A 17294-nucleotide genomic window follows, 5' to 3' on the forward strand; every position below is an offset into this window, starting at 1 on the left:
TATCCCTTCATCCAATCATCCTACGTATGCGATAGTAGCGGGCATGCGCGTCGAACACCGTGAACCCGAGCTCGACGGCGCCGCCGAGCTCCGGACGCCGGGCGTGGTCGCCGCCGGGGCCCTGCTCGCGGTCGCGGTGGTGCTGACCGCCCTCAACCTGCGCCCGGCCATCACCGGCGTCGGGCCCATGCTCGCCGAAATGCGCCACGACCTGGGCACTTCCGTCGTCTGGGCCGGCGTGCTCACGACGTTGCCGACACTCTGCTTCGCCGGCGCCGGGCTCGCGGCGCCCCTGCTCGCCCGCCGGGCCGGCATCGGCGTCGCCATCGCGATCGCGCTGGCCGCGCTCGCCGCCGGGCTGGTGCTGCGCGTGCTCGACGGCCCGGCCGTGGTCCTCGGCGGCACGCTCGTCGCCACCGCCGGGATCGCCCTGATCAACGTGCTCATCCCGGTCGTCATCAAGGGCTCCTTCCCGGCTCGCATCGGCCTGCTGACCGGCGTCTACACCGCGGCTCTGCAGGGCGGCGGCGCCCTCGGTTCGGCCGTCACCCCGCGGCTCGGCGACGCCTTCGGTGGCTGGCGCCCGGCGCTGGGCGGCTGGGCGGTGCTGGCCGTCGTCGCGCTGCTGGCCTGGATCCTCGCAGCCCGCGGCACCGGCCGGGCACCGCGGCCCGCCGACGGCGCCGAGGGCGGTCGTTCACTGCTCCGCAGCCGGCTGGCCTGGATCGTCACGGGCTTCTTCGGTCTCCAGGCGTTCTACGCCTACGCGGCGATGGGCTGGTTCCCGCAGGTGCTGATGGACGCGGGCGTGCCGCGCGACGACGCCGGGCTGCTGTTCGGCCTGGTTTCCCTGATCGCCGTGCCGATCAGCCTGGTCGTGGCCCCGATGGCGGCGCGCCGGCGCGGGCAGAGCCCGTGGATCGTGGGGCTGAGCGTGTTCGGCGTCGCCGGGACCATCGGGCTGATGCTCGCCCCGTCGTGGTCGCCGCTGCTGTGGAGCATCCTCGTCGGGCTCGGGATGAGCGTCTTTTCGCTCGGTCTGACCGTGATCGCGCTGCGGGCGCGGACCGGCGCGGACACCGCCCGGCTGTCCGGGATGGCGCAGGGCTTCGGCTACCTGTTCGCCGCGCTCGGGCCGTTCCTGTTCGGCTTGCTGCACGACCTCGCGGGCGGCTGGGCCGTGCCGCTGGCGATGCTGCTCGGCCTCCTCGGCGTCCAGATGGTGTTCGGCGCGCTCGCCGGCCGCCACCGCTTCGTCTGAACCCGCGGGCTCAGTCCAGGGGCAGGCTGAGCAGCGCGTTCTCGATCAGCTCCGGCATCGCCGGGTGGATCCAGTACTGGCCGCGCGCCATGCTCCGCGCGTCGAGGCCGAAGCTCATCGCCTGGATGAGCGGCTGGATGACCGAGGACGCCTGCGGGCCGATGATGTGCGCGCCGAGCAGCTGCCCGGTCGCCGGGTCGGCCAGGAGCTTCGCGAAGCCCGTGGTGTCCTCCATCGCCCAGCCGTAGGCGATCCCGGCGTAGTCCTGCTTCGAGACCACATAGGACAGACCGAGGGCGCGGGCCTTCTGCTCGGTGAGCCCGACCGACGCCACCTGCGGGTGGGTGAAGACCGCGTGCGGCACGAACCGGTGGTCGGCGGTGATCCGCTCGTCCGGGTGCAGGAGGTTGTGCTGCACCACGCGGGCTTCGTGGTTCGCGACGTGCTTGAGCTCGTGCGGCGACGACAGGTCGCCGAGCGCGTAGATGCCCTCGACCACGGTCTCCTGGTGGTCGTCGACCACGACGTGCCCACTGTCCACTGTGGTCACTCCGGTGGCGGCGACGTCCAGCAGGTCCGAGTTCGGACGACGGCCGGTGGCGATCAGCAGCACGTCGCCTTCGACGGTTTCGGCGCCGTGGGGCCCTTCGAGGTCCAGCGCGACGCCGGTCGCGGTCCGGCGCGCCCGCACGGTCTTGCGGTCCAGGCGGACGTCGAACCGTTCGGCGGCCAGCTCGGTGAAGCGGGCGCTGACGTCCTCGTCCTCCGAGCGCAGCAGCCGCCCCGAGCGGTTGACCAGCGTGACCTGCACGCCGAACGAAGCGAAGACGTGCGCGAACTCGGCCGCGATGTACCCGCCGCCGAGGATGACGATGCGCTCGGGCAGCTCGTCGAGCCGCATCACGGTGTCGGACGTGTGGTAGCCGACCGAGTCCAGGCCCGGGATGTCCGGGATCACCGGACGGCCGCCCGCGGCCAGCACGAAGCGGTCGGCGGTCAGCACCTCGTCCGGGCGCCCGTCGCCGAAGCTGACCCGCAGCTCCTTGTGGCCGGTGAAGCGGCCGGTGCCTTCGTAGACGTCGACGTTCGCGTTGTCCTCGTGGCTGCGGCGGTACTCCGCGCCGCCCTCGGCGATCGGGTCGATGCGGCCGAAGACGCGGTCGCGGATGTCGCGCCAGCGCACGCCCTTCAGCTCTTCGTCGACGCCGTACTTGGCGCTGTGCGAAGGCGTGTACGCGACGTCGGCGGCGTACACGAACATCTTCGTCGGGATGCAGCCCACGTTGAGGCAGGTGCCGCCGAAGGTGCCCTTCTCGACGATCGCCGTCTTCTTGCCGGCGAAATCCGGGCCGGGGATCGAGTTCCCCGATCCCGTCCCGACGATCACCAGGTCGTAGTGGGGCACTGCATCCTCCGCGGGGTCGGTCCGGTCGGTCCACCCTAGCCAACCTCGCCGCGGAGGCGGGTGTTCCCGGCTGTGCTCAACGTCGTATTACGTGGTCAGTGGCCGGTCGCGGTGAAGTGCATCCGGTCGGTCGGGCTGCGCCAGTTCCCGCCCCAGCTCCACCCGATCGCCGCGAACGCGCGCACGGTCGCGTCGCCGGGCCGGACCATGCCGGGCCGGTGGCGCGCACGGTCGACGTACGCCGAAGCCAGCTCGGGCAGCACCAGATCGCCCTGGGTGTAGGGGTTGCAGAACGGGTTGACGTCCACGGCAAGCCCGTAGGCGTGCGCCGACCAGGTCGTCTGCCCGCGCGCCGGCCGGCAGACGAACGCGCTCGTCGAGTTGCCGTCCCCGGTCGGCGGCGCGGTCAGCTCGGCGGGGCCGGTCACCCGCATCTCTTCGAGGGGGAAGTGCGCGGCGAAGAGCCGTCCGAAGACCTGGGTGATCCCGGTGGCGCCGGACGCGTTGACCAGCATTTCGCCGGTGTGCGCGCGGCCGTCGAAGCCCCAGAAGGACATCGTCAGGTAGCGGAGGTCGCCGGCCCGGACGGGGCAGGCAGGCTGCCAGGTGCTGCGGGCGAGGACCCCGGCGGGCACGGCGCCGATCGCCGAGGCGTACGCGTTCCCGGCCGGCGGCGGAAGGAGGTCTTTTGTCTGAAGTGCCCGGTTCACCAGTTCGGGTGGTGTCGGCTCGACCGCGCCGAAGCCGTCCGGGCGGCGGGGGAGCGGACGAGCGCCGACCTGCCAAGCGACGGCGGGCGCGCTCGACGTCGCCGGTGCGGCCGGGGTGCGCGCCGCGGTCGTCGCCGATGGGGGCGGGGAAGGCGCGGGCTGCGGCGCCGACGGCACGGCCGCCGTCGAACACGCGCTCATCAGCAGCGCCAGTGCTCCGCACGCTGCCGCTCTCCGCCACATCCGGCCAGCTTGGCAGAACCGGCCGGCGCGGAGACCACCCGTTCCAGTGACACCATTTTGGGCCCCCTCGGCTTAGGGTATTGAGCGCACGTCGTTCACGCACCGGAGTTGTCCGGGTGCCGAGTGCTTTGCTCCGTGCTGCGTCGAAAAGGGGAAGTCCCATGTCCGTGAAGTCCCGTCGATCCCTGCTGTTCGCGAGCGGCGCGCTCCTCGCGGTCGCCGCGGTCGCCGTCCCGGTCGTGGTGGGCACGGCGGCGGCCGACCCGGGAGCCGCCGGGTCCGGGAACCAGGCGCGGATCGTGGGCGGCAACCAGGCTTCCCTGTCCGACCACCCGTACGCGGTGTACCTGACCGACGCGGGCGGCAACCAGTTCTGCGGCGCGGTGATCATCAGCTCCACGTCGGTCGCGACGGCGGCGCACTGCGCCAAGGCGGTGGCGAAGCAGGACGTCCGCGTGGTGGCCGGCCGGGAGGACAAGCGCACCGACGCGGGCGAGGTCCTCGGCGTCTCCAGGATCTGGATCAGCCAGAGCTACACCGACCCGACGCAGGGCGGCGACATCGCGGTGCTGACCGTCCGCGGCCAGCTCGGCTACCGGCCCGCGAAGCTGCCCGACAGCGGTGACGCGGGGCTGTACGCCACGGGCACCCAGGCGACCGTGCTCGGCTGGGGCCGCATCGCCGACGGCGGCGCCCGCTCCGACTACCTGCGCAGTGCCCAGGTCCCGCTGGTGTCGGACAGCGAATGCCACGCCGACTACAGCGTCTACGACCAGCGCAGCATGGTGTGCGCGGGCTACGACAAGGGCGGTGTCGACGCTTGCCAGGGCGACTCCGGCGGCCCGCTCGTGGTGGGTGACACGCTGATCGGCATCGTGTCCTTCGGCGAAGGCTGCGCGAAAGCGGGCAAGCCGGGCGTCTACACGCGCGTCTCGACGTACAGCGACGACGTCAAGGCCCAGGCCAAGCCCCGCCTCCTCGGCTGAGCGTGCTAAGCAGGGCAGCATGCCGACCCTGCACGACGCGACCGGTCCGGAGCTGACCGCCGCCCAGCTGCACGACGTCCTCCGCCTGCGCATCGACGTGTTCGTCGTGGAGCAGAAGGCCGCGTACCCCGAGCTCGACGGCCGTGACCTCCTCCCGGACACCCGGCACCTGTGGTTCGAGGACGCCGGCGAAGTCGTGGCGTACCTGCGGGTGCTGCTCGACCCGGGCGGGGTCCGCCGCATCGGCCGCGTGGTCACCGCCGCCCACGCCCGCGGCGCCGGGTTGGCGGCCCGCTTGATGGACGCGGCCCTGACGGTCCCCGGCGAGTACGTCCTGGACGCCCAGACTTACGTCCAAGGCTTCTACGCCCGCTACGGCTTCGTCGCGGAAGGCCCCGAGTACACCGACGACGACGGAATCCCCCACATCAGAATGCGCCGCTTCCCCTGACGTTCCCGCTCAGGCGTTCGCGCCGCGCGGTGCCGTGGCGGTGATCACCTTCACCGCACGGTCCACATCGGACTCCGTGAGATCGGCCCGCGCCGTCAGCCGCAGCCGCGAGATGCCGTCCGGCACCGACGGCGGCCGGAAGCACCCGACGCGGATGCCCTGCTCGGCGCACGCCGCCGCCCACGCCACCGCCGCCTCCGCGGACGGCGCCTGAACCGAAATCACGGCGGCGTCCGGCATGCTCGCCTTCAACCCGGCCGCCTTCAGCGACATCGCCAGGTTGCCCGCGTTCTCGAGCACCTTCCCCGCCAGCCCCGGCTCTTCCTTCAGCGCGTGCAACGCCGCCAACGCGCCCGCGGCGCTCGCGGGCGCCAACGCGGTGTCGAAGATGAAGCTGCGAGCCGTGTCGATCAGGTGCTTGATCACGCGACGCGGCCCCACCACGGCACCGCCCTGAGCGCCGAGGGACTTCGACAGCGTCAACGTCGTGACGACGTCGGGTGCGTTCGACAGCCCGGCCGCGTGGACCGCGCCACGACCGCCCTCACCCAGGACACCGAAGCCGTGCGCATCGTCCACGAGCAGCGCCGCCCCGTGCGAACGGCAGATTCCGGCCAGCTCGCCGAGGGGGGCGAGGTCGCCGTCGACCGAAAACACCGAGTCGGTCACCACCAGCGCCCGCGGCTTGCGCCGGGTCGCCAGCGCGCGCTCGATCGCCGACGGCGTCGCGTGCGCGACCGCGGCGACGTCGGCCCGCGACAGCCGGCAGCCCTCGATCAGCGACGCGTGGATGTACTTGTCGGTGACGATCGCGGACTCGGACCCGGACAGCGCCGTCACCGCGCCGAGGTTCGCGGTGAAGCCGGACGAGAACACGAGCGCCGCCTGCGCGCCGCAGAACCGGGCGAGCTCCAGCTCCAGCTCGGTGTGCAGCTCGGTCGATCCGGTGACCAGCCGGGACCCGGTCGAGCCGGCGCCCCAGCGCAGCGCGGCGGCCGCGGCGGCGCCCGCGACGCGCTTGTCGTGGGCCAGCCCGAGGTAGTCGTTGCCGGCCAGATCCAGCTCGTCGGCCCGCGCGGGACGCGGCCGCAGCTGCCGGACGAGTCCCGCGGTCGCCCGCTTCTCCGCTTCCACGTCGAGCCAGTCGAAAACCTCGTCGGGCGGGGGTGTCGGCGGCGTAGTCACGTCCCGCAGTCTCCCATTCGCGCCTCGAGCCGCCGTGCGGCGGCCCCGGAAACGCCGGAAGCCCCGGACCAGGAGGTCCGGGGCTTCCGAAGGGACAGATCAGCTGTCGTAGCCGCGACGCGGGCCACGGCTCGGGCGGCCGTAGCCACCGCCGCCGTTGGCCGAGCGGGGCTGACGGCCGCGGCCGCCGAAGCCGCCGGGACGGCCTTCGCGGGAACCCTGGCCGTAGCTGCCACGGTCACCGCCGCGCTCGCCACCACGGTCACGGTCGCCGTAGCTGCTGCGCTCGCCGCCGCGGAAACCGCCACCGCCGCCGCGACGCGGGCTCTCGCGCCGACGCTCGACGACCGGCTCGCCGCTGGGCTCCTTGGCGCCGGTGATGCGGGACAGTTCGGCGTCGCCCGGGCGGACCGTGGTCGACTCGGCGCGCACGCCGGCGCGGTCGGTCAGCCGGCGGACCATCCGGCGCTGGTCGTTGGTGACGACCGTGACGACGACGCCGGACGCGCCGGCGCGCGCCGTGCGGCCGGCGCGGTGCAGGTAGTCCTTGTGGTCGGCGGCCGGGTCGACGTGCAGCACCAGCGAGATGTCGTCGACGTGGATGCCGCGGGCGGCGACGTCCGTGGCGACCAGCACCGGGGTGTGGCCTTCCTTGAAGTCGGCGAGGACGCGGTTGCGCTGCCCCTGCGTCTTCCCGCCGTGCAGAGCCGCCGCGTTCACGCCCTGCTCGCGCAGCCGCTCGGCGAGACGGTCGACGTGGTGCTTGGTGCGCACGAACATGATCGTGCGGCCATCGCGGGCGCCGATCTGCGTGATGACGTCCTGCTTGTCCTGGTGCGAGACCTGGAGCACGTGGTGGTCCATGGTCGTGACGCTCGCGGTCGACGGCGCGACCGAGTGCGTGACCGGGTCGGTCAGGTACTGCCTGACCAGGCGGTTGACGTCACCGTCGAGCGTCGCCGAGAACAGCAGGCGCTGCCCGCCCGGAGGGGTGAGGTCCATGATCTCGCGGACCTGCGGCATGAAGCCCATGTCCGCCATCTGGTCGGCCTCGTCGAGGGCGATGAAGTTGCAGTCGCCCAGCGACGCGGTGCCCTGGCGGACGTGGTCCGACAGCCGGCCCGGCGTGGCGATCAGCAGGTCGACGCCACGGGCGAGGGCGTCCGCCTGGCGGGCGAAGGCCATGCCGCCGACGGCCGTGCGGCACCACAGGCCGAGCGACTTGGCCAGCGGGGTCAGCGAGTCGGCGACCTGCATGGCCAGCTCGCGGGTCGGGACCAGGATCAGCGCGCGGGGGCGCTTCGGGCGGGCCTTGCCCTCGGCGAGCCGGGTCAGCATGGCCAGGCCGAAGGCGAGGGTCTTGCCGGAGCCGGTCTGGGCGCGGCCCAGGATGTCGCGGCCGGCCAGCGCGTCCGGGATGGTCGCGGACTGGATCGGGAACGGGGTGGCGATGCCCGACTCGGCCAGCGCGCGGAGCAGCGGCTCCGGCAGGCCCAGCTGGGCGAAGGTCTTGGTGGCCACGAGCTCGACTGCGTCGTCGCGCAGCATGTCCCCGCCCGCCGGGCGCGTGCGCGGCTTGCGGTCGGGACGGCCCGCGTGAGCGGACGTCGAGGAAGGGCCGGAGTTGAACGTGACGGTCACAAATGCCTCTCGGACGTGGTTCGTCGCAAGGGAGGCCCGGGCAGCCCACGCGCAGAGCAGGGCAAGATGGTGTGCGATGGGCGTTCACAGGGACGGACCCGGCACACCGTGTCATCGCTTGCCGACACTGCGCGCCGCTTGGGTTACGGATCACCGCGAGCCAATCGGTGGCTCTGGAGGCGACGGACACCAACTCATCCACGCCGCCGGTTGCGGTCTGTGCTTACTGTACCCGAACCGGAGCTCGGACTACTCATCGAGGTCACCGGTTGTGGGCGGCGTCGCAGTCGTGGCGCGGGCCACCAGCGCGACGCCGCCGCCGATTCACCCGATCCCGGCGGCGGAAACGAGCTCGGCCAGCAGGTTTCCGGTACTCGTGACGTGCTCGCCCAGTCCGCGGCCGTGGAACCAGCCGGCGAGGTTGCGCACGTCCCGTGCCAGGAACTCGACGCCGCCGGGGTTGGCGACGACGTCGACGACCTGGGGCAGGTCGATCACCACCAGCCGGCCCCGGTGCACCAGCAGGTTGTACGCCGAGAGGTCGCCGTGGGCGAGCCCTTCGGAGGCGAGCAGCTCGAGTGCCGCGGTGGCCTGGAACCAGAGGTCCTTCAGCTCGTCCGGATCCGGGCGGACCTGGGCCAGCCGCGGCGCGGCGGTGCCGTCGTCCTCGCCGAGGAACTCGAGCAGCAGTTCCGTGCCGTCGCGCTGCACCGGGTAGGGCACCGGCGCGCCGAGCGTCCACAGGCGACTCAACGCGGCGAACTCCGCGACCGCCCACTGTTCGGCGATGAGGTTGCGGCCGAACGCGCTGCGCTGCGCCATCGCCCGGTTTTCGCGGGACCGGCGCATCCGCCGTCCTTCGAGGTACCCCGCGTCGCGGTGGAACAGCTTGTGTTCGTCGCTGCGGTAGCGCTTCGCGGCGAGCAGCGTGCCGGGGGTGCCGGGCAACCAGCGCCGCAGGAGGTGGACGTCGGCCTCCTTGCCGGTCTTGAGGACGCCGAGGTCGGTGTCGACCGCGGCGAGCTCGGTGACGACCCAGTCCGGCCGGGGCAGCGGGCCGTGTTCGGCGTCGTCCCAGGTGGACCAGCGGTCGGCGCCGTCGGGCAGCTGGTTTTCGGTGTAGGCGTCGTCGCGCAGTTTCGCGAGACGGACGCGTTCGCCTTCGGTCAGCCGGCCGCTGCGCGCGGGTTCGGGTTCGGTGTCGAGCCGCCCGCGGCGGCGGGAACGCGCCTCGCGGCGGGGGGAAGGTCGTTCGTCAGCGAGGTCGAAGTCTTCGAAGTCGTGCTGGCGCACTGGGGGTTTCTCCTCGATCAGGGGATGCCCACCGCGCGCGTGGTCAGCGTCGGGGGGCGGGTGGGTGGGGGCGCGAAAGGGCCCGGACATCCATCACGACAGGCACCCCCGCTCTCGCACGCACCCCGGCTCCCTGCCGGAGGCCCTCAGCTTGCCGGACCGATCCGGGGCCGCGCAACCGAATTGCGCGAACGGCCCGTTCGTGACGTTTCCTTGAATTCCGCCCGCCGCCGTGGTCACGATGAACGGGCAGGCCGATCGAGGAGGACGGATGGATTCGTACGACGTGGTGGTCGCCGGCGGCGGGCACAACGGGCTGGTGGCGGCCGCGTACCTGGCGCGGGCGGGCCGGTCGGTGCTCGTGCTCGAACGGCGCGGCGAGACCGGGGGTGCCGCGGTCTCCTTCCGCGCGTTCGACGGCGTCGACGTCCGGCTTTCCCGCTACTCGTACCTGGTCAGCCTGCTGCCCCGGAAGATCGTCGCCGACCTCGGCCTCGACGTGGACCTGCGGCGGCGCCGGATGTCGTCCTACACCCCGGCGGGCGGCACCGGTCTGCTTGTCGACACGGGTGACGACGAGCGGACGGCGGCGTCGTTCCGCGCGCTCACCGGGTCAGGGGCGGACTTCGAAGCCTGGCAACGGTTTTACGCACTGACCCGGCAGGTCGCCGAGCGCGTCGCCGGCACGCTCACCGAACCCCTGCCGTCCGAAGTGGACTTCAGGGCCCGGGTCGGCACCGAGGCGTGGCCGGTGCTGTTCGAACGGCCGGTGGGCGAGACGCTCACCGCGTGGTTCGGCGACGACACCGTGCGCGGAGTCGTGCTGACCGACGCGCTGATCGGCACGTTCGCTTCCGCGGGCGAGGCGGACCTGCGGCAGAACCGTTGCCTGCTCTACCACGTCATCGGCAACGGCACCGGCGATTGGGACGTGCCGGTCGGCGGCATGGGCGCGGTCACCGGCTCGCTCGCGGCGGTGGCATCGGCGGCGGGCGCGCGCCTGGTGACCGGGGCGGAGGTGCTGGCGATCGACCCGGACGGCGAGGTCCGGTACCGGCGGGACGACGCCGAGCACGTCGTCCGGGGCGGGCACGTCCTGGCCAACGTCGCACCGGAGACGCTCGCGCGGCTGCTGGGCGAGGAACCGTCCGGGCGCCCGGAAGGCGCGCAGCTGAAGGTGAACATGGTCCTTTCGCGGCTGCCGGCGCTGCGCGACCCGCACGTCCGGGCGGCCGAGGCGTTCGGCGGCACGTTCCACGTCAACGAAACCTTCGCGCAGCTGGAAACGGCGTACCGCGAGGCGGCGGCGGGGCGGATCCCCGCGCTGCCGCCGTGCGAGATCTACTGCCATTCGCTGACCGACCCGTCGATCCTCGGCCCGGCCGAACGCGCGGCCGGCGCGCACACCCTCACCCTGTTCGGCTTGCACATGCCGGCGCGGCTCTTCGCGGGGCGCAACGAAGAGGCACGCGAAGAGGCGTTGCGCGCGACACTGGCTTCGCTGAACAGCGTGCTGGCCGAGCCGATCGAGGACTGCCTGCTGACCACGCCGGACGGCCGGCCGTGCCTGGAGGCCAAGACCCCGCTCGACCTGGAAGCCGAACTGGGCCTGCCGGCCGGCCACATCTTCCACCGGGACCTGTCCTGGCCGTTCGCGCAGGACCCGGCGCAGGCCGGCAAGTGGGGCGTCGAGACGGCGCACGAACGCATCCTGCTGTGCGGTGCGGGAGCGGTGCGGGGAGGAGGTGTCAGCGGCATTCCCGGCCACAACGCGGCCATGGCGGTCCTCGGCGTCCGGTGACCTCCGGCGTCACGCGTGCTCGGTGCACAGGCACGCGACGCCGGGTTCGATCCACTCCCGGCCGGTCCACTCCGGGTGGCGTTCGACGAGGAGCGCGCGGACTTCGGCGGTGAGCTCGTCCCGCCCCATCGCGGAGTCGCGGCGACGCCAGGTTTCGTCCCGCAGTTCGCGCAGGTAGTCGCGGACGTCGGTGAGCACCGGAAGGCCACCGACCTCTCCGTGGCCCGGGACGACCACCCGCGGTCCGGTGGCGGCCAGCCGGTCCAGCACCGCGAGCCAGCCCACGCCCGAGACGGCCGTGTCGTGCGGCGGGAACCACGGGAAGATGGCGAACTGCCCGGTCTCGGCCAGATCGCCGGTGAACAGCACGCCGGCGTCGGGCACCTCGACGACCTGATCGCCCTTCGTGTGGCCGCGGCCGGTGGGGCGCAGCCGGACGGTCCGGCCGCCGAGGTCGAGCGCGTACCCGTCGTCGTAGACCACGTCGGGGGTGGGCACCCGGACGCCGTCGAGGCGGCGGGCGATCGGCTCGCCGAGGCCGCGGAACATCTCCAGGTAGCCCGGGCCCGCGGTGGCGAGGTCGTCGGCCTGGCCGCGGTTGACCAGGTAGGTGGCCTCGCCGGCGAACACCTGTGCGCCGAACGCGTGCTCGGGGTGGAAGTGCGTCGTGGTCAGGTACAGGCGGCGGCCCTTCGCCACGTCCCGCGCGAAGGCGAGCACCTGCGCCGCGTTGGCGGTGCCGATGCCCGTGTCGACGACGAGGACGGCCTCGGTGCCGCCGACGACCCCGATGTTGGGCACCAGGTCGACGTGGTCGTTCGGGATCACCAGCAGGCCGGGGGCGATCTCCCGGGCGCCGGAGACGCGCACGGCGGGATCGGTGAGTTCGGCGGGTTCGGTCATGCCCCGATTCCACGCCGCGCGGGCGCGGACGTCCAAGACCGGTTCGGTGCGGCCGATACCGGGCGCATATCGTCGCCGGTCATGGAGCTGCGCACGTTGCGGTACTTCGTCGCGGTCGCCGAGGAACGCCACTTCGGCCGGGCCGCCGCGCGGCTGCACATGAGCCAGCCGCCGCTGAGCCGGGCGATCAAGCAGCTCGAAACCGACGTCGGTGCCGTCCTGCTGCTGCGCTCCGCCGCGGGCGTCACGCTCACCCCGGCCGGCGCGGCGCTCCTGGCCGAGGCGCGGGCGCTGCTCGACCAGGCCGACCAGGCCCGCGTGCGCGTCGCCACGGCGGCGGGCGCGCCCACGCTCACCGTCGGCATCCTCGGCGACGGCGCCGACCCGGGTGCGACGCGGCTCGCCGAGGCCTACCGGCGGCAGCACCCGGACGTCGAGGTCCGCGTCCGCGACGCCGACCTGACCGACCCGACGTGCGGGCTGCGCGCCGGGCTGGTCGACGTCGCGCTGACCCGCGGGCCCTTCGACGAAACCGGCCTGACGGTGCACGAGCTGCGCGCCGACCCGGTGGGCGCGGTGCTGCGCGCCGACGACCCGCTGGCCGGGCGCGACCACCTGGACCTCGCCGACCTGGCCGGACGGCGCTGGTTCCGGTTCCCCGACGGCACCGACCCGCGCTGGCAGGCGTACTGGCACGCCGGCGAACCCCGCGAAGGGCCGGTGGTGCGCGCGGTCCAGGAATGCCTGCAGGCCGTGCTCTGGAACGGCACCGTCGGGCTGATGCCGCTCGGCCACCGGCCGCCGGGCGAACTGGTCGTCGTCCCGCTGGCCGGCCTGGCACCGAACCCGGTGGTCGTCGCGTGGCAGGACGGCGAAGCCACCCCGCTGATCCGCTCGTTCGCCCGGATCGCGACGGCCGCCTACCGGGTCTGAGCCCGCTGGGCCACCGTCGCCGGCTGTCTAGACCACCGGGGGGCGACGGACGTCGTAGAGGTCCCAGTCCAGCTGCCAGAACGCGTCGATCCCGTGCTCGCGGATGTACTTGCGCTCGGTGTCGTGCACCGGGTAGCAGCCGGCGATGCTGACCGGCGCGCCGCCGATGTCGATCAGCGTGTACTGGTGCGCGTCGAGGCTCGCGGGCGCCGAAACGGCGAACGCCGTCATCGCCGACTCCGGCGCGATCGGCTGCCCGAAGTCGATCGTGTCGCCGTAGACGAAGGGGCAGGCGCCCCGCAGCTGCTCGGCGAGGTAGCCGATGGCCAGCGCCCAGACGGGGTCGTCGGACCGGACGCTGATCCACAGTTCCGGTTTCACGCCGTGCCAGTCGGAGTGGTCGGCCAGGGACAGGCCGTAGGTCGCGCCGGTCAGGTAGCGCGGCTCGGGCTCGTCGGCGTAGACGAACGCGATGACGTCGTCGAGCCCGGCCCGCGTCGACGGGATGGGCTGCAGCCGGGGCTCGGCGCCCCCGGTCAGGGTGTCGAGATGGGCGGCATACCGCTCGGCACGGCTCGGCATGGCGCGCAGCATACGACCGGCCGGGCGCCCGCGTGGCGTATCCCGTTGGCCCGGGCGCGGCAAAGTCGGGCAGGGTGGGGCGCATGCGAGTGCTCGTGATCGGCAGTGGAATCGGCGGCGCGGCGACGGCCTGGCACCTCGCGGGCCGCGGTGCGGAAGTGCTCGTCGCGGACGCGGCCCGGCCGGGGACGGCGACCGAGGCCGGCGCCGGGATCGTCAGCCCGTGGACGGCGCGCCGGGGAGACGCGCTGTACCCGCTCGCCGCGGCCGCCGGCCGGTACTACCGGGAATTCGCCGCGGAGCTCGAGGGGTCTTCGTTCGAGGTCGTCGGCGGGATGGTGGTGTCGGCCGACGACGCGGAGCTGGCCGAAACGCACGAGCTGTTGACGTCGCGGGCGGCGGACGCGCCCGGGATCGGCGCGGTCCGGCGGCTGGACCCGGTGCAGGCCCGCGAGCTGTTCCCGGCGCTGGCGCCCGGGCTGGGCGCGGTGCACCTGGCCGGCGCCGGGCGCGTCGACGGGCACCTGCTGCGCCGCGCCCTGCTGTCGGCCGCCGGACGCCGGGGCGCGAAGTTCGTCGAGGGCGAGGTCGCGTTCCGCGCCGACGGCACGGTGGCGAGCCCGGAGGGCCCGCTCGAGGCGGACAGTGTCGTGGTGGCGGCCGGCGCGTGGAGCCGGGAACTGCTGGCCCCGCTGGGGATCGACCTTCCGGTGACGCCGCACCGGGGCCAGATCAGCCACTTCGACCTGCCGGGCACCGACACGGCGGCGTGGCCGGTCGTCCTGCCGCGCGGCGGCCACTACCTCCTCGCGTTCGGCGGCGGCCGCGTCGTCGCGGGCGCGACGCGCGAGGCGGAGTCGGGCTTCGACTACCGCGTCACCGCGGCCGGGCAGCGTGAAGTGCTGGAGAACGCGTTGACGGTGGCGCCCGGTCTCGCGGACGCGACCCTCGCGGAGACCCGGGTCGGGTTCCGCCCCGGCACCCCGGACGGGCTCCCGGTCCTGGGCCTGCTCCGGCCCGGTCTGGCGGTGTCGACCGGCTTCGGCGCGGGTGGGCTGACGAACGCGCCGTTCGCGGGGAAGCTCGTCGCGGCGGTCGCGCTGGGGGAGGACCCGGGTTTCGACCTGAGCCCGTTCGCCCCGGACCGGTTCTGAGGGCCTCAGCCCTCGGTGACCAGTTCCAGCGCGTGCTCGCCGGTGCGCTCGACCACCAGGCCGGCCTTGGTGATCACCTTCACCAGCTGGTCCACTGTGGACGGTTCGGCGCGGGTGGCCGCCAGCACGTGCGCCAAGCGGCCCTTGTACGCCTTGTTGAAGTGGCTCACCGTCACCCGCTCGCCGCGGGCGTTCTCGGTGACCACGCGGACCGTCACCGCGTCCGGGCGCAGCTTCGCGAACGCCGAGTACGTGCCCGAGCGCAGGTCCACGACCAGGCCGTCGACCGCCTGCAGCACCGGCTCGAGAACCGGCTTCCACAGCCCGCGGACGGTGCCGAGGGACGGCAGCGAGGTGCCGCCCGAGAGCCGGTACGCCGGGATCGGATCGGTCGCCGAGACCACGCCGAACAGCGACGACGTCACCGCCAGCCGCCGGTGCGCCTTCTCCAGGCCGGCCTTCGTGAAGCTCTTCACGTCGAGCGCGTCGTAAAGGACGCCGGTGTAGCGGCGCAGCGCCGGCATCGTCGGTGACGTCCACAGCTCCGCGTTGCGCGCGACCTCCCCGGCCTGGCGCTCGGTGAGGCCCAGGGCTGCGATGCTCGCCGGGACGTCGGCGGCCAGCTCGGTCAGCGCGTCGGCCAGCTTCGCGCGCGCCGGGTTCAGCTCGGGGAACGACAGCGCGCCGAGGTCCAGCGGGCCGCCGCGGCCGCCGTCGGCCTTGGTCTCGGAAGGGGGGAGGAGCACCAGCACGTCCCGAGCGTAAATCGGGGTGCACGGGCGCCGCCGCCCGGCCTAGCCTCCGGGCATGGACCTGACCTGGCGCCCGTTGACCCTCGACGACGTTCCGGGCCTTGCCCGGCTGTACGCGGCCGCCGAGGAAGCCGACCGGACGGGTGACCACTTCAGCGCGGAAGACCTCCGCGAAGAGCTGGAAGCCCCCAACGTCGACCTGGCCCGCGCCACCGTCGGCGTCTGGGCGGGTGCTCGGCTCGCCGGCTACGGCCTGGTCCGCCGCCGGGACGCCGCCGACCCGGTGCACATGATCCGGCTCCAGTCGGTCGTGCACCCGGACCACCGGAGCGACGCCGTCGGCCATCACCTGGTCGAGTGGTTCGCGCGCACGAGCCGCGAGGTCCACGAGCGCGCCTTCCCGGGCGCGCCGCTCGAACTGCACCACGGCAGCCACCAGAACGAGCGCTGGATCGCCGGTGTCCTCACCCGTGCGGGCTACACACACGGGCGGACGATGGTGAACATGCGCGTCGGCCTCGCCGATCTTCCGCCGCAACCGCCGCTGCCGGACGGCTTCGAGGCGGTGCCCTTCGGGTTCGAGCACGACCTCGCCGCGCTCGACGCCCGCAACGACACCTTCGCCGGCCACTGGGGCAGCACCGTGTACGAGCCGGCCGCCTGGCGCCACCTGGTCACCGGCTCGAAGGACTTCCGCCCGGACCTGTCGTTCCTGGTGCTGGAAGGCGACAAGGTCCTGGCGTTCGTGCTGAGCCACTTCTACGCGTCCGAAGCCGAAGCGACGGGCGTCCGCGAGCACTACGCCACCTGGGTGGGAACGCGCGAAGCCCTGCGAGGCCGCGGCGTCGCGTCGGGCCTGCTGGGGCACACCCTCAAGGCGGCGAAGGACGCGGGGTTCGACCGCTCGGCCCTCAACGTCGACGTCGACAACGCGCACCGCGCACTGGGTGTGTACGAGCGGTGCGGTTACCGCGTCGACGACGAATGGCACGTGTACGTGCTGTCCTGACCCGGGGACGGCCCCGCCGTCAGTGCGCTACGAGGTTGAGCAGCTCCTCACCCTGCACGTACCTCCGCAGCTGCTCCGCCGCGAGCTTCTTCGCGCGCGGGTAGAACGACGCCGACCCGCCCGCGATGTGCGGGGTGATGACCACGCCCGGCACCGTCCACAGTGGATGATCCGCGGGCAGCGGTTCCGGGTCCACGACGTCGAGACCGGCGCGCAGTCGCCCGGTGCGCGTCTCGGCGAGGAGCGCGCCGGTGTCGATCGCCGTACCGCGGCCGACGTTGACCACGAGGGCGTCGTCGGGCAGGGCGGCGAGCTCGTCCGGGCCGATCAGGCCGCGCGTCGCGGGGGTGTCCGGCAGGACCAGCACCACGATGTCGGCGTCGGGCAGCAGCGCGGGCAGCTCGCTGACGCCGTGGACGCCGTCGTCCGGACGGGGGCGGCTCGCCACCCGCGTCACGAGCGCGTCGGCGGCGACGAGCCGGCGTTCGACGGCCTGCCCGATCGAGCCGTACCCGACCAGGAGGACCCGGCTGTCGGCCAGCGACCGCGTGTGTTCGCGCACCCACTCGCCGCGCGTCTGCTGCGCGAACCAGCGCGGCAGGTCCCGCTGCGCCGCGAGGATGAGCGCGAGGGCGTGTTCGGCGACGCTCAGATCGTGCAGCCCGCGTCCGTTCGCCAGCCGCACGCCCGCGGGCACCAGCGGCACGAGCGCCTCGACCCCGGCGGACAGCGACTGGACGACCCGCAGCGACGGCAGCGCCGTGATCAGCTTCGGCGGCTCCGGCCCGCGGTCGTAGGGCAGCACGTAGAACTCGACGTCCCCGAGGTCGGCCGGCGGCGCACCGCCACCGCCGTAGTAAGCGGCCTCGACTCCCTCCGGCACCTCGATGTCGGTCCAGGGCAGTAGTACGCGAGCGCTCATGCCGCCTTTCTACCCGCTGCGGGGCGCCCCAGCCGGGCAGGCCGCTGACCGGCCGGGCCCCGG

The 17294-nt window shown here is 73.5% G+C and carries 16 protein-coding genes; 7 read left to right on the forward strand and 9 right to left on the reverse strand.

Translation table 11 applies throughout. From position 1 onward, the window contains the following. The first annotated feature begins 43 nt into the window (after window positions 1-43). A complete protein-coding gene (locus tag AB0F15_RS05120) occupies window positions 44-1261 on the forward strand; it encodes an MFS transporter (protein ID WP_360265378.1) in 1218 nt (405 codons plus the stop codon). Between the two features lie 10 nt (window positions 1262-1271). Here AB0F15_RS05120 and AB0F15_RS05125 read toward each other — a convergent pair whose 3' ends face one another. After that, a complete protein-coding gene (locus AB0F15_RS05125; RefSeq protein WP_360265380.1) occupies window positions 1272-2666 on the reverse strand; it encodes a mycothione reductase in 1395 nt (464 codons plus the stop codon). Between the two features lie 95 nt (window positions 2667-2761). Beyond that, entirely contained in the window at window positions 2762-3619 is an 858-nt protein-coding gene (locus AB0F15_RS05130; RefSeq protein ID WP_360265383.1) for a M15 family metallopeptidase, read from the reverse strand. Between the two features lie 161 nt (window positions 3620-3780). On the opposite strand from AB0F15_RS05130, the gene AB0F15_RS05135 reads away from it, so the two are divergent. After that, window positions 3781-4605, forward strand: coding sequence for a serine protease (locus tag AB0F15_RS05135; protein ID WP_360265386.1), 825 nt, complete (start codon window positions 3781-3783; stop codon window positions 4603-4605). Between the two features lie 19 nt (window positions 4606-4624). Then, complete coding sequence (locus tag AB0F15_RS05140; protein ID WP_360265389.1) at window positions 4625-5056, forward strand: GNAT family N-acetyltransferase; 432 nt, start codon at window positions 4625-4627, stop codon at window positions 5054-5056. Between the two features lie 9 nt (window positions 5057-5065). Here the strand turns inward: AB0F15_RS05140 and AB0F15_RS05145 are convergent, their stop codons facing one another. From AB0F15_RS05145 to AB0F15_RS05155, 3 genes are all read right to left on the reverse strand, one after another. Then, window positions 5066-6241: an 8-amino-7-oxononanoate synthase gene (locus AB0F15_RS05145; RefSeq protein ID WP_360265392.1), complete on the reverse strand. Its 1176-nt coding sequence runs from the start codon at window positions 6239-6241 to the stop codon at window positions 5066-5068. A gap of 99 nt (window positions 6242-6340) precedes the next feature. Beyond that, the gene (locus AB0F15_RS05150) at window positions 6341-7882 is read right to left on the reverse strand and encodes a DEAD/DEAH box helicase (RefSeq protein WP_360265395.1); all 1542 of its coding nucleotides are present in this window, start codon (window positions 7880-7882) and stop codon (window positions 6341-6343) included. A 324-nt stretch (window positions 7883-8206) separates the two neighbouring features. Further along, window positions 8207-9175, reverse strand: a complete 969-nt coding sequence (locus AB0F15_RS05155) for an RIO1 family regulatory kinase/ATPase (protein WP_360265398.1) — start codon at window positions 9173-9175, stop codon at window positions 8207-8209. Between the two features lie 271 nt (window positions 9176-9446). On the opposite strand from AB0F15_RS05155, the gene AB0F15_RS05160 reads away from it, so the two are divergent. Beyond that, entirely contained in the window at window positions 9447-10976 is a 1530-nt protein-coding gene (locus tag AB0F15_RS05160) for an NAD(P)/FAD-dependent oxidoreductase (RefSeq protein WP_360265400.1), read from the forward strand. A 9-nt stretch (window positions 10977-10985) separates the two neighbouring features. Here the strand turns inward: AB0F15_RS05160 and AB0F15_RS05165 are convergent, their stop codons facing one another. Further along, window positions 10986-11879: an MBL fold metallo-hydrolase gene (locus AB0F15_RS05165; protein WP_360265403.1), complete on the reverse strand. Its 894-nt coding sequence runs from the start codon at window positions 11877-11879 to the stop codon at window positions 10986-10988. Between the two features lie 81 nt (window positions 11880-11960). On the opposite strand from AB0F15_RS05165, the gene AB0F15_RS05170 reads away from it, so the two are divergent. Beyond that, a complete protein-coding gene (locus AB0F15_RS05170; RefSeq protein ID WP_360265405.1) occupies window positions 11961-12812 on the forward strand; it encodes a LysR substrate-binding domain-containing protein in 852 nt (283 codons plus the stop codon). Window positions 12813-12839: 27 nt separating this feature from the next. On the opposite strand, the gene AB0F15_RS05175 is transcribed toward AB0F15_RS05170, so the two are convergent. Then, on the reverse strand, window positions 12840-13394 hold the full coding sequence (locus AB0F15_RS05175; RefSeq protein WP_360265407.1) for a suppressor of fused domain protein: 555 nt from the start codon (window positions 13392-13394) through the stop codon (window positions 12840-12842). 83 nt (window positions 13395-13477) lie between these two features. On the opposite strand from AB0F15_RS05175, the gene AB0F15_RS05180 reads away from it, so the two are divergent. After that, window positions 13478-14548 (forward strand): FAD-dependent oxidoreductase, encoded by a 1071-nt coding sequence (locus AB0F15_RS05180; protein WP_360265410.1) that lies wholly within the window; start codon window positions 13478-13480, stop codon window positions 14546-14548. Between the two features lie 5 nt (window positions 14549-14553). Here AB0F15_RS05180 and yaaA read toward each other — a convergent pair whose 3' ends face one another. Continuing rightward, complete coding sequence (yaaA, locus tag AB0F15_RS05185; protein WP_360265413.1) at window positions 14554-15300, reverse strand: peroxide stress protein YaaA; 747 nt, start codon at window positions 15298-15300, stop codon at window positions 14554-14556. 55 nt (window positions 15301-15355) lie between these two features. Between yaaA and AB0F15_RS05190 the strand changes: the two genes are divergently transcribed. Beyond that, complete coding sequence (locus AB0F15_RS05190) at window positions 15356-16309, forward strand: GNAT family N-acetyltransferase (RefSeq protein WP_360265416.1); 954 nt, start codon at window positions 15356-15358, stop codon at window positions 16307-16309. Between the two features lie 19 nt (window positions 16310-16328). Here AB0F15_RS05190 and AB0F15_RS05195 read toward each other — a convergent pair whose 3' ends face one another. Beyond that, window positions 16329-17231 (reverse strand): 2-hydroxyacid dehydrogenase, encoded by a 903-nt coding sequence (locus AB0F15_RS05195; RefSeq protein ID WP_360265418.1) that lies wholly within the window; start codon window positions 17229-17231, stop codon window positions 16329-16331. Window positions 17232-17294 lie beyond the last annotated feature (63 nt).

The organism is Amycolatopsis sp. NPDC026612, assembly GCF_040638285.1.
Lineage (GTDB): Bacteria > Actinomycetota > Actinomycetes > Mycobacteriales > Pseudonocardiaceae > Amycolatopsis.

Bases quoted from the DNA above. Each gene is read 5' to 3' on its own strand.
- AB0F15_RS05190 (WP_360265416.1), top strand. From the start codon at position 15,356: ATGGACCTGACCTGGCGCCCGTTGACCCTCGACGACGTTCCGGGCCTT.
- AB0F15_RS05180 (WP_360265410.1), top strand. From the start codon at position 13,478: ATGCGAGTGCTCGTGATCGGCAGTGGAATCGGCGGCGCGGCGACGGCC.
- AB0F15_RS05130 (WP_360265383.1), bottom strand. From the start codon at position 3,619: ATGTGGCGGAGAGCGGCAGCGTGCGGAGCACTGGCGCTGCTGATGAGC.
- AB0F15_RS05140 (WP_360265389.1), top strand. From the start codon at position 4,625: ATGCCGACCCTGCACGACGCGACCGGTCCGGAGCTGACCGCCGCCCAG.
- AB0F15_RS05170 (WP_360265405.1), top strand. From the start codon at position 11,961: ATGGAGCTGCGCACGTTGCGGTACTTCGTCGCGGTCGCCGAGGAACGC.
- AB0F15_RS05165 (WP_360265403.1), bottom strand. From the start codon at position 11,879: ATGACCGAACCCGCCGAACTCACCGATCCCGCCGTGCGCGTCTCCGGC.
- AB0F15_RS05160 (WP_360265400.1), top strand. From the start codon at position 9,447: ATGGATTCGTACGACGTGGTGGTCGCCGGCGGCGGGCACAACGGGCTG.
- AB0F15_RS05195 (WP_360265418.1), bottom strand. From the start codon at position 17,231: ATGAGCGCTCGCGTACTACTGCCCTGGACCGACATCGAGGTGCCGGAG.
- AB0F15_RS05175 (WP_360265407.1), bottom strand. From the start codon at position 13,394: ATGCCGAGCCGTGCCGAGCGGTATGCCGCCCATCTCGACACCCTGACC.
- AB0F15_RS05120 (WP_360265378.1), top strand. From the start codon at position 44: ATGCGCGTCGAACACCGTGAACCCGAGCTCGACGGCGCCGCCGAGCTC.
- AB0F15_RS05135 (WP_360265386.1), top strand. From the start codon at position 3,781: ATGTCCGTGAAGTCCCGTCGATCCCTGCTGTTCGCGAGCGGCGCGCTC.